The organism is Micromonospora sp. NPDC007271 (assembly GCF_040634005.1).
Lineage (GTDB): Bacteria > Actinomycetota > Actinomycetes > Mycobacteriales > Micromonosporaceae > Micromonospora.
This window is the reverse complement of record NZ_JBEYER010000062.1, coordinates 33254-44494: the sequence shown is the minus strand read 5'-3', so window position 1 is coordinate 44494 and position 11241 is coordinate 33254. Positions and strand designations below refer to the sequence as shown.

Annotated in this window: 4 protein-coding genes; all 4 read left to right on the top strand. The window is 72.0% G+C overall.

All coding sequences use genetic code 11. The features are described from left to right. Window positions 1-203 precede the first annotated feature (203 nt). The 4 genes from ABZ570_RS21850 to ABZ570_RS21835 all read left to right on the top strand — a co-directional run bounded on the left by ABZ570_RS21850 (window position 204) and on the right by ABZ570_RS21835 (window position 10792). Window positions 204-1337, top strand: a complete 1134-nt coding sequence (locus ABZ570_RS21850; RefSeq protein ID WP_358066462.1) for a VCBS repeat-containing protein — start codon at window positions 204-206, stop codon at window positions 1335-1337. Window positions 1338-2018: 681 nt separating this feature from the next. Beyond that, entirely contained in the window at window positions 2019-2192 is a 174-nt protein-coding gene (locus ABZ570_RS21845) for a hypothetical protein (RefSeq protein WP_358066459.1), read from the top strand. Window position 2193: 1 nt separating this feature from the next. Further along, on the top strand, window positions 2194-2895 hold the full coding sequence (locus tag ABZ570_RS21840; RefSeq protein ID WP_358066456.1) for a peptidoglycan-binding domain-containing protein: 702 nt from the start codon (window positions 2194-2196) through the stop codon (window positions 2893-2895). Between the two features lie 205 nt (window positions 2896-3100). Beyond that, window positions 3101-10792, top strand: coding sequence for a SpvB/TcaC N-terminal domain-containing protein (locus ABZ570_RS21835; protein WP_358066453.1), 7692 nt, complete (start codon window positions 3101-3103; stop codon window positions 10790-10792). Window positions 10793-11241 lie beyond the last annotated feature (449 nt).

Below are 11241 nucleotides of genomic sequence, written 5' to 3'. Positions count from 1 at the left end.
CTCCAGTCAAGCCCGCGCTGCCGTACAGCCCAGACTTCGGACTCAATCATCTAGGGGATAAGCCCACAGATTCGAGGCCCAGCCGCTGTTGACAAAGGGGTTTGCGGTGCCGGCGGTCAGGGCACCTGGCGCGTGACCGGTCATCAACTAGGCATCACAAAGGACGGGGGATAATGGACGGATCTGTCAGGGCAGGGTTGGCGATGACGCTCGCCGTAGTGGCGGGAATGGCGATGCCGGTGCGGGCTGGGGCTGCGAGTGGAGGGACGTTCGCGCCCGCGCAGTATCTCGCCACGGGGTCGACTGGGACCAACGCAGTAGAGGTCGCCGACGTCACCGGTGACGGGCGGTTTGACATCGTCGTCGGCGTCGATGCCGTCGACAACACGCAGACGAGTTCCGTGTTGGTCTTCGCCCAGCAAGCCGACCACAGCTACGGCGCTCCCACGAGGATCATCGGACACGGCGGCTACAACAGCGACGTACGACTTGCGGTCGCCGACATCGATGGCGACGGTCGTACGGACGTGGCGATGTCGTCGTCCGCAGGCGTCGATGTGCTGTTCCAGCGGAGCGGGCGCCTCGCCGCGCCGGTGCTGGTTCCCGGTAGCGCCGGCGACGTCGCGATCGAGGATCTGACCGGGGACGGACGGCCGGACCTGGTCGTCGGCGCGCGGCAGGGCGAGGTGAGGGTCTACGCGCAGACCGCGACGCACGCCTTCCCGGCGTACACGACGGTCACCGGGCCGTTCACCGCGGGCGTACCGGTGAACCAGGTATTCGCGGCGGACCTGAACGGAGATGCTCGGATCGACGTCGCGCAGTTCTACGGCCACGGCACGTGGGTGCGGCTGCGCCGCGCGGATGGTTCCTATGGGCCGGCGACGACCTACCGGACGCCGGCGGACGGTAACGGCTACCGTCGTCCCGGCCTCGGCGCGGCGGTCGGTGATGTGACCGGCGACGGCCGGGTCGACCTGGTGACCAGCATCGACGGCAACAAGCCGAACGCCGCCGTTCAGGTGTTCGCGCAGGGCACGGGTGGGCTCGCCACCGCGCCGAACACGTATCCCGCCTACGACTGCGCCGCAGGTCTCGTCGTCGGCGACCTGACCGGCGACGGTCGCGAGGACCTGGTTGTAGCGCACAACAGTTGGCTCACGGTGAGCGCCTATTTGCAGCGGTCGACCGGAACGCTCGGCGGGTACACGACGAACCGCGTCGACGGGGTTGGACCCCAGGCGGACGCACTGGCCATCGGGGACGTCACCGGGGACGGGAAGCCAGACGTCGTTGCCGTCGCGTACGACAAGGTGGCCATCCTGCGGCAGCTCTGACACTCGCCGCCTGTGGACCACATACCCGGTGTCCGTACCGGGAAGGATGGTAACAGTAATCCCGGTGTAGACGCATATATGACGGATGCGCTGCGCGCATCCACGGCGCGGCAGGGGTGGGACACCCACCCCCTCCCCGGCCCCCCGGGAGGAGTCTCGCCCCTGCCGCCCGAGCAATGCGCCAGGCCGACTGTGACGCTCAGACGGCTCGCTCAGCCCATGGTGGTGCCGTGTCCTGTCAGACGGACAGGACGAGGTGGACGGCGGACCGCTCTAGCGAACGTCACCGCCGTGGCCGGTCGGCCGGCTGGTCGACTGCGCCAGGTACCACCGGATGCGGTGCCCCTCGTTCCGTGAGCGCGGCCTGCTCGTTAGGCAGGTGGCTGCGGGCGGGAGCGGGTTGGGAGCAGCCGGGCGTACTCAAGGGCATCAACTGGTCGCCTCGCCGTACCTGGGGTCGTCGTTCTCGCAGGTCTGGCCCATGCGTCATCGTGGATCGGGTGGTGACCTCGTCTGGTAGGCGGTCGGACAGATGTGGTCGCGGTAGTTGCTGATCGATGACACCGGTGGCGGGTGCGGATTCGGTGGTAGTGATAGCGGATCGACATTCTGTCGCCTACCCGGCTGCCAGCCGCGGCACCCTGGGAAGACCCTGCTAGGTACAGACCAGGGGGGATGAGCATGCCAGGTGACGAGACGGTGCAGGCTTCGGAGGTCGGCCTGTTCGACAATGAGGACGTCGACGTCGGCGAAGAGGCGCCCGACGACGATGACTTCACCGATGACGAACTGGCGGCGATCATGGCCAGCCAAGCCGAGTCCGATACCGCAGATCCGGACGCCGAGGTGAGCTGACGTGGCCAAGCTGTTGCAGATCGGGATCGTCTATCCAAACGAGATGCGTTCCGGGATTGGGCACGTGGCGTGCACGCTCGGTGGCGTGAACTACGAGAGCCGCGGCGGCCGTGGCTGTCTGAAGGGCTCCGCCGCGCGCGGGGCCGCCCACCCGCTGTTCAAGCATCGTTTCCACCGGGTCCTGACCGACGCGCAGGCCAAGGCCGCAAAAGAGTGGGCGGACCGCTGCATTGGCCTGACCTACGTGTGGGCGGCGGTGCCGGTGCTGGCCCCGCCGCCGAAGAAGGGTGGGGACTGCTCCGGCTTCATGTCCGGGATCTTGTGCGCGGCCGAAGGCAAACCGATCACTCGGCGGTTCTCGACGGGAATCTGGAAGGCCCACTTCAAGGCCCTCGGGTTTGCTGAGGGGCTCGGCAGCGGCCTCCTGGGCGCCGCGGCGATCGGGGTCGCGGACCGGCCCTACCCGGGCACGCCGGTCGGGTTGAACAGCCCGAAGAAGGATCACGTGAAGTGGATCCAAGCTCGGTTGAACTTCGCCGCGGGTAACAGGCATGCCGTGTTGGGTGGTAAGCCGCTGGCGGTCGACGGCGACTTCGGCCCAAAGACGCAGAAGGTGGTCGTCGCGTTCCAGAAGCGCCACGGCCTGCAGGGCTTGGGCATGTGCGGGCCGAAGACCTGGCCACTGCTCAACGCCATCCGGTAGGCGCACCCGACCCGGCGGGGGAAACGGGCCGCATCAACCAGGATCGGCAGCTCCCCGCTCGGCGATTGGATGCTGACCCTCGACCCGACCGCAGGCGCGCTCCTGGACGCCGGGACCGTGGCCGACGTGCTGTTCGTCGTCGGCCGGTCCGGCGACCCGGCGCGGCCGCGCTGACCCCACCCACGAGGACCGAGGAAGAGCCGGCATGACTGAGATCAGCGTCCCCAAGGGCGGCGGCGCTCTCACCGGCATCGGTGAGACCTTCCAGCCCGACCTGCACACCGGAACGGGCAACCTTACTGTCCCGGTCCCGTTGCCACCGGGGCGGGGTCCCCTGACCCCGACGCTGGCCCTGAGTTACTCGTCCGGTTCCGGCAACGGCCCACTGGGCCTCGGCTGGACGCTCACCGCCCCGCGGATCTCCCGGCGCACTGACCGTGGCGTGCCCTCGTACGACGACGACGCAGACGTCTTCGTCCTCTCCGGCGCGGAGGAACTGGTGCCAGTGCCGCTCGGCACGGGGGTGCCGGCAGACCTCCCGGCCGATGCCGTGGTGATGCGTTACCGCCCCCGTACCGAGGCCGGGTTCGCCCGTATCCTCCACGTCGTCGGACCTGGCCAGGACTACTGGGAGGTGTGGGCGCGGACCGGCTTGCGCAGCCGGTACGGGACCCCCCGGCCGCCCGACGCGCCTGCGGACTGGACCGACCCGGCGGCCGTCCGGACACCGGAGGGACGTGTCTTCAGTTGGCTGCTGAGCAGCACGACCGATCAGTTCGGCAACTCCATCCGTTACGGATACCGCGGCGACGGCGGTGCCCAGCGCTACCTCCACACGGTTTCCTACGCGGACTTCGGCAACACGGCCGCGCCGTCGTACGCAGTCACCGTTCGGATCGCCTACAGCGACGCGACCTCACCGCGCCCCGACCCGTTCAGCGACCGCCGGCCGGGCTTCGAGCTGCGGACGACTCTGCGGGTGCGGCAAATCAGTGTCTCGACGATCGGCGACGGCGGTGCGCCCCCGACCGTGGTCGACCTGCGCTATGTTGACGAGGGCCCGGGACCCGCTCCGGCCAGCGGGCTGTCTCTGCTGGCCTCCATCCAGGTCACCGGCCAGGACGCCACCACGGGCCGGACCGAGTCGCTGCCGCCCCTGGAGCTGGACTACCGGCCCTGGGACCCAGCCGCCCGCCGTTTTCGACGGCTCCCGGCCACCCTCCCGCCGGTGCCGCTCGGTCCCGGCCTGGAGCTCGTTGACCTGTTCGGCGACGGGCTGCCCTCGATCCTGCAGCTCAACGGCAGCGCCCGGTACTGGCGCAACCGCGGCGGCGGCCGCTTCGACGCCGCGCGACCGCTCCGGTCGACGCCCAGCGGCGCCACCCTGGGCACGCCTGGCGTGGCCCTGGCCGACATCGACGCCGACGGGCGCCCGGAACTCACCATCACCGCCGGCGACCGCACGACGGTCTGGCCGCTGGCAACCCCCGCGCCCGGGTCGGACCAGGCCGGCTTCGTCACCCGGCCGCGGGTCACCCGCTCGGTGTCGGGCGTCGAGCCCGGGAGCCCGCAGGTGCGGCTGATCGACCTCGATGGCGACCACGTGCCCGACCTCCTGCTCGCCGGAGCCGCCCCGCTGCTCGCCTGCGGCGACGGCCGCGGGGGCTTCGGCCGGCTCCGCCGGGTGCAGGGGAGGCCGCCGCTCGCCGACCTCACCGACCCCCACGTGCAGCTTGCCGACATGACCGGCGACGGGCTGACCGACGTGGTGGAGGTGTACGACGGCGCGGTGCGCTACTGGCCGGGCCTCGGCCGCGGACGGTTCGGGCCGCCCGTGCGCATGACCGACGCCCCCCGCCTCCGCGACGCCGGGGCCGACGCCGCCCTCAGGTTCGACCCGCGTCGGCTCCTGCTCGGCGACGTGACCGGCGACGGCGCTGCCGATGTGGTCTACGTCGGGGACGGGTCGGTGACCGTGTGGGTCAACCGGTCGGGCAACGGGTTCGCGCCGCCGGTGGTCGTGCGGGGGACCCCACCAGTCGATGGGCGCAGCGCCGTGCGGCTGGCCGACGTCGACGGCATCGGCGTCAGCGGCGTGCTGTGGAGCGGCCTCGGCCGAATGGGGGAGTGGGCCTTCCTCGACCTCACCGGCGGCTCCAAACCCCACCTGCTCATCGAGATCGACAACCACCGCGGCGCCGTGACCAAGCTGACCTGGTCGACGTCGACCGCCTACGCCTCCGCGGCCCGGGCTGCCGGCCGGCCCTGGCGAACGCCGCTGCCCTTCCCGGTGCACGTCGTCGCGAGCAGCCGCACCCTGGACCGGTTCGCGCAGACGGTGCTCACCACCGGTTTCCGCTACGCCGACGGGTACTGGGACCCAGTTGACCGGGAGTTCCGCGGCTTCGGCCGGGTCGAGCAGACCGACACGCTCACCGCCGCGCAACCCGCCGCCCCGACGCCGGCCCTGCTCACCCCGCTCGACCCACTGACGCCCGCCGCCCCGGTACCGGCCGGGTTCGACCCCGCCACGCAGGGCAACATGCTGCGCAACTGGAGCCTGGACACCGCACGGGGCAGCGGTCCCACGACGCTCACCACAACGCAAGCGCAGCCACAGCGCTCCGGTGACACCGCCGCGGCGGAGTGGACCGCCGTCAACACGACCGCGGCGACGACCCTGACCGAGTTGGTCGTCAGCGACCTGCCGCAGGGGCGGGGCGGCCGGATGCTGCACGTCATAACCGACGGGGCCGGCTGCGGGGTCGCCCAGCCGTTCCTGCCAGCCGGCACCGGGCCTGAGCGGGTCGTGGCCTCGGTTTGGGTGCGGGTCGTACGCGGCGCGGTACGGATCGGCACGGGGGACGGCGCCGACGTCGCCGTCGACGCCACCACTACCGCCGGTCCCGGCGGTTGGGTGCTCGTCCGTGCCGGCAACGGGCGCGGACCGGCCAACCGGCTCGTCGTCGCCGCGGACGGTACCGGTGGCGCCGAGTTCTTCCTCGACCACGCCTGGGTGCGCGCCGACGATGTTCCGGCCGAGCCGGTGGGCACCCCGCCGGTGCGGACGGTGACCTGGTTCGCGATGGGCCCGGTCGGGCCCACGACCGTCGAGTGGACGGCGGTCGACCCGAGCACCGAGTACTGGACCGAGGACCTCCCGCTGCGCACGCCGGTCGACCTCAGCGCACTGCCGGCCGGCACGCCGCGGCCGGTGCTGCGCGAGGCCGTGCGCGCGCTCCGCGGGCGGGTCCTCCGGACAGAGGTGTACGTCGACGACGGGGATCCTGTCCGCGGCAGCCGACCCCATGACGTGCACGACGCGGCCTTCGACGTCGTCCCGGTGCTCGACGGCCGAGAGGTCACCGACCCCACGTGGCTGGTTCACCCCGTGGTGACCGTGCTCGACGTCCACTCGCGCCAGGCGACGTGGGACCGCGGCGAGGAGCCGATGGTCCGAGTCACCGGCTCGGGCGGCCATGACGAGTACGGGCGGCCGCGCGTCACCGTCGCGCTCGGGGTCGCCCGCGGCCGCGACCCGCGCGGGCCCGGCGCTGCCTGCCTCGGCACGGTCACCGTCACCGGCCCCGCCAGCCGCGACGACGCGACGCTGTACCTGCTCGACCGGGTGGCCCGCACCGCCCGGTACGAGATCGCCGACCCGGGCACCGGCCCGGTCCTCGATCTGGTCGCCGCCCTGCTCACCACACCCGAGAGCGGTGCCCTGCGCGGGCTCGAGCTCACGTGGTACGACGGCCCGGCGTTCACCGGCCTTCCCTACGGGCAGCTCGGGAGGCACGGCCTGCCCACCCGGGTCGAGCAGCTGGTGCTCACTCCGGAGCGGCTGGCCCGTGTCGCGGCCCCCGTCGTGCCCGGTGGCAGCAGCGGCACCGTCCCGCCCTACCTGGCGGCTGACGGCAGCCCCTCGACGGTCGTCGCGTGGCCAGCAGAGTACCCCGCTGCCTTCCGCGACGTGGTCGTGCAGGCTCCGGCCGAGCGCGGTGACCACCTCGGGCTCGTCTGGCACGACGCGGCCGGGCCGATGGCGGCCGGCTGGTACGCGCCGAGCAGCCGCAGCTGCTACGACGTCCACACCCCTGTCGCCGGCAGGTCGCCTCGGGGGCTGCCGCTGGTTACCCGGGACTCCTTCGGTGGCGAGACGACGACCACCTGGGACGCCTACGACCTGCTGCCCGCCAGCACCACCAACGCGGTCGGTCTGACGACGTCGGTGAGCAACGACTACCGGGTGTTCAAGCCCGCGCTGATCACCGATCCCAACGGTAACCGGACTGCGATCGGCTACACACCCCTGGGCATGCCTGCCTGGACTGCCCGCCTGGGGAAGGCGGGCGGCTCCGACGGCGACACCATCGAGCAGCCGACGGTGAGGTACGAGTACGACCTCGGCGCCTACGACCGGTCGACCGCCGCAGGGGGAACCCCGCAGCCCATGAGCGTGACAACGGTGCGCCGCGTGGACCACCGGTGGGCCGTGGTTGATCGCGAGAACGCCCGCCGCGCGCAAGCCGGGCTCCCAGCGCTGACCGCCGACGAGGTCGCCGCCCTCGCGGCGACGGAGGAGCAGGACCACCCGGAGCGCTTCGTGCGCGCCGTCGAGTTCACCGACGGCCTCGGCCGCCTGCTGCAGACCCGCAGACAGGCCGACGAGCTCGCCGTCTCCGATGTCGGACTGCGCGGCGATCTGTCTGCGGCCGCGCGCACCGTCACCGCCGATCCGGCCCTGGATGGACCGCCGGTCGTGGTCAGCGGCTGGACGCGCTACGACGACAAGGGCCGCGCCGTCGTCGTCTTCGAGCCGTTCCGCGACACCGGTTGGGCCTACTCACCACCCACAGCTGACCAGCTGGCGAGGCTCGCCGCGGTCCGGCAGCACCACGACGCCCAGGGCCGGCCGACGGTGACCGTGGCACCGGACGGCAGCCGCACCCAGGTGGTTTACGGCCGGCCCGCCGACCCGGCAGACCCCCTGACCGCTGCCCCCACCCCGTGGGAGACGTGGACCTACGACGCCGACGACTCCGCCGGTCGCACCCACCCCACGGAGTCCCTGGACACGGCCGCCCGGTGGAACACGCCGAGCAGCGTGGAGTACGACGCCCTCGGCCGCACCGTGCGGACGGTGAAGCGGGGACTGGCACAGGACGTGGTCACCACCTCGGAGTACGACGTCGACGGCCGACTGCTGTCAGTCACCGACGCACTCGGCCGGCTCAGCTCTGCGACCGTGTACGACCTGGCGGGCCGCGCGTGCGCCCGCTGGGACCTGAACGCCGGTACCACCAGAACCGTGTACGACGCCGCCGGGGGCATCGCCGAGCGGCGCGACGACAAGGGGGCGCTCACGCTCACCGGCTACGACCGGGCCCATCGGACCGTGGCCGGGTGGATGGCCGACCGTGCCGGACAAGCCGCCAGCCTACGGCTGGTCACCGGCTACGGTGACGACCCCCAGAGGAGCGGCCTCACGCCGGAACAGGCGCGAGCGGTCAACGCCCTCGGCCGGGTGGTCGTCGAGTACGACGAGGCCGGCCGAAACCGCACGGAGTCCTACGACCTGGACGGCAACCCCACCTCGACCGTCCGCCGCGTGCTCCGGCCGGACCTCCTGCTCTCGGGCCTGCCCGGCCCGGGTGCGTGGGCCGGCACCGCCTACGCCGTGGACTGGCAGCCGGGCGTCGGTCAGACGGTCGCCGACCGGGCGGCCACGCTGCTGGACGGCACGGACTACGCGGTCGGCGGGATGTTCGATGCGCTTGGCCGGCGGATCGCCACCATGGCGCCCACCGACGTCACCGGGCAACGGGCGCGGATCGCCTTCGCCTACGGCCGCGGGGGCGGCGTCACCAGGGTCACCGTCGACGGGATCGCTCACCTGCAGCAGGTCGCCTACGACGCCCAGGGGCGGCGCACCATTGCCCACCTAGGCAACGGGGTGCTGCTCCGCTACCGCTACGACGTGCGGAGCCGGCAGCTGAGGCAGGTGCGAGCCGAACACGCGACCGTCACCGGTGCCACCTGGACATGCGACGGCCCGGTGCTGCAGGACCACACCCTCCGATACGACCTGATGGGCCGCCTGGTCACCCTCGCCGACCGCACGCCGGGGTGCGGCATTGCGCCCACGCCCGACCGCCTGGACCGGCAGTTCAGCCACGACGCGCTCGGCCGGCTGGTCTCCGCGACCGGCCGCGAAACCGACCGGGCGCCCGACCGGCCGTGGCTCGACGTGCCGAGGAGCACCGACCTAACGACTGCGCGGGCCTACACCGAGCAGTACGCCTACGACGCGGTGGCCAACGTGCTGGAACTACGGCACGCGACCGACACCAGCGGCACGGGTGCGTACACGCGGACCTTCACGTCGGCGCCGGACAGCGACCGGCTGGCGTCGGTGCAGATCGGGTCGTGGAGCGCCGGCTATGCGTACGACGCCTCCGGGAACCTGCTGACCGAGGCCGACAACAGGTTCCTGGAGTGGGATGCCGGTAACCGGCTGGCGACCTTCCGCGACCAGGCTGGCAGCGCTCAGCCGAGCGTCTACGCCCAGTACCGGTACGACACGACGGGGGAGCGCGTGCTCAAGATCGTGCGCCGCAGCAGCGGCCCCGACCTGGTCACCGTGACCATCGGAGGCTTCGAACGCGTCCTGCGCGGCACGGTGGGAGGGACCCTGACCCCGTTCGACGAGTTGCACCTCACCGACCGGGACCAGCCCGTCGTGTCCATCCGGCGCGGCGCAGCGCTGCCGGACGACCCGCTGGACGGCCACCCGGTCCGCTATGCCCTCACCGACCGGCTCGGCAGCGTCACCAGGACCCTGGCGGCCGACGGCAGCGCGCTCAACCGCGAGGAGTACACGCCCTACGGGGAGACGTCATTCGGAAGCTACGCCCGCAAACGCTTCCGATTCACGGGCAAGGAGCGCGACGAGGAGAGCGGCCTGGCCCACCACCGCGCCCGCTCCTACGCGCCCTGGCTGGCGCGCTGGATGAGCGTGGACCCCGAGGTGGCCACGACGCGGGCGCCCTACGGTTACGCCGACGCCACGCCGACCGACGCGGTCGACCGCACCGGCCATGCCGCCGAGCCCGTGACGTCTGGGACGCGCCACGACGTCATGGACGAGAGGGCCGGTGTGGACATGCGAAACGCGCCCGAGGGATCACCGCGGACGGCACCACGGGCCGGCGAAACACAGGGCTATCCGCGCAACGCGCGCTGGTTCTGGTCGGAACTGCTGGAAAAGCACCCGGAGTGGTTCAGCAAGGAGAACAAGAAGGAAATCCAGGCCGGCCGGTCGCCGCTCGTGGACGAGCAATGGCTCAAGCACCACGAGCACGACCTCTTCGAAGGCGACAAGCTGCACCACCACCACGTCGACCGCGGCCCCATCGCGGTTCCGCTGCCCAAACGCTTCCACGAGATCTTCCACGAGCCCCTGCACGAGAAGCGGGTGCAGACCCCGCCGGTCGACAACGGCGTGCTGCCGCAGCCCATCCATCAGCAGGACAACCGGCCCGAGGTCATCCGTCCCGTGACGCCGCTGCCAACGGCCACCGTCTTCCCCGCGCACCCGGGCGCCTCGAAGCCGACGATCCTCGTCACGCCGATCACGCCGCAGCAGGGCCCGACAGTGCTGCCCTTCCCCACGACCGACCCGCTGCCGGAATCGAACGTGGTCCAGTCGTCGGGGCATGCCGACTCCTCCTCTGAGAGTTCGGTCGTCAGTAACGGGACGAAGGCCGCCCTCGCCACTGTCGGTGTCGCTGCCGCCGGCTACGGCCTCTGGCTCGTGGGAAAGTGGGTGCTCGCCGTCGTCCTCGCGCCGGAGACTGCGGGGGCTAGCCTGGTCGCGGCCGCCGTGACCCCCTGAAAGTCCGGTTGCTGTGACGCCGGGTCCGCCGTATCCAGTCCCCGGGCGCACGCGGGCGAACTCCGCCCGCCAACGTTTCACCCGGTTCCCCGGCCTCACGAGGGGCGGTCGCGCACATGCCCGGCGACCCGGCCCCGGCGTGGCTGCAAATCCCCGCGCCGGGGCCGTGAAGCACTCGAGGCCGGGTCAGCGCAGCGCGGCGGCCGCTGCGCACCCGGGCGACGAAGGTCGGGCGCGGCGCCCGGCCGACGACGACGTCGAGGACGGCGAGGGCCTCAGCATCGGCCCTCCCCGCCCCGGCCCTCGCGTCGGAAGTGCTCCCGCAGGTAAAGAATGCCTGGTTCAAGGACAGCGAGGGCAACGCCCTCACCATCATCCAGCTCGACTGGCCGGCGAACCCGCTGCGGCAACCCCGCGAAGAAGGGATGGCTGCGGCCACCGGAGCCGTG

What these genes read in the sequence shown, in the direction of transcription:
- ABZ570_RS21845 (WP_358066459.1), top strand. Translation starts at nt 2,019, where the DNA reads ATGCCAGGTGACGAGACGGTGCAGGCTTCGGAGGTCGGCCTGTTCGAC.
- ABZ570_RS21850 (WP_358066462.1), top strand. Translation starts at nt 204, where the DNA reads ATGACGCTCGCCGTAGTGGCGGGAATGGCGATGCCGGTGCGGGCTGGG.
- ABZ570_RS21835 (WP_358066453.1), top strand. Translation starts at nt 3,101, where the DNA reads ATGACTGAGATCAGCGTCCCCAAGGGCGGCGGCGCTCTCACCGGCATC.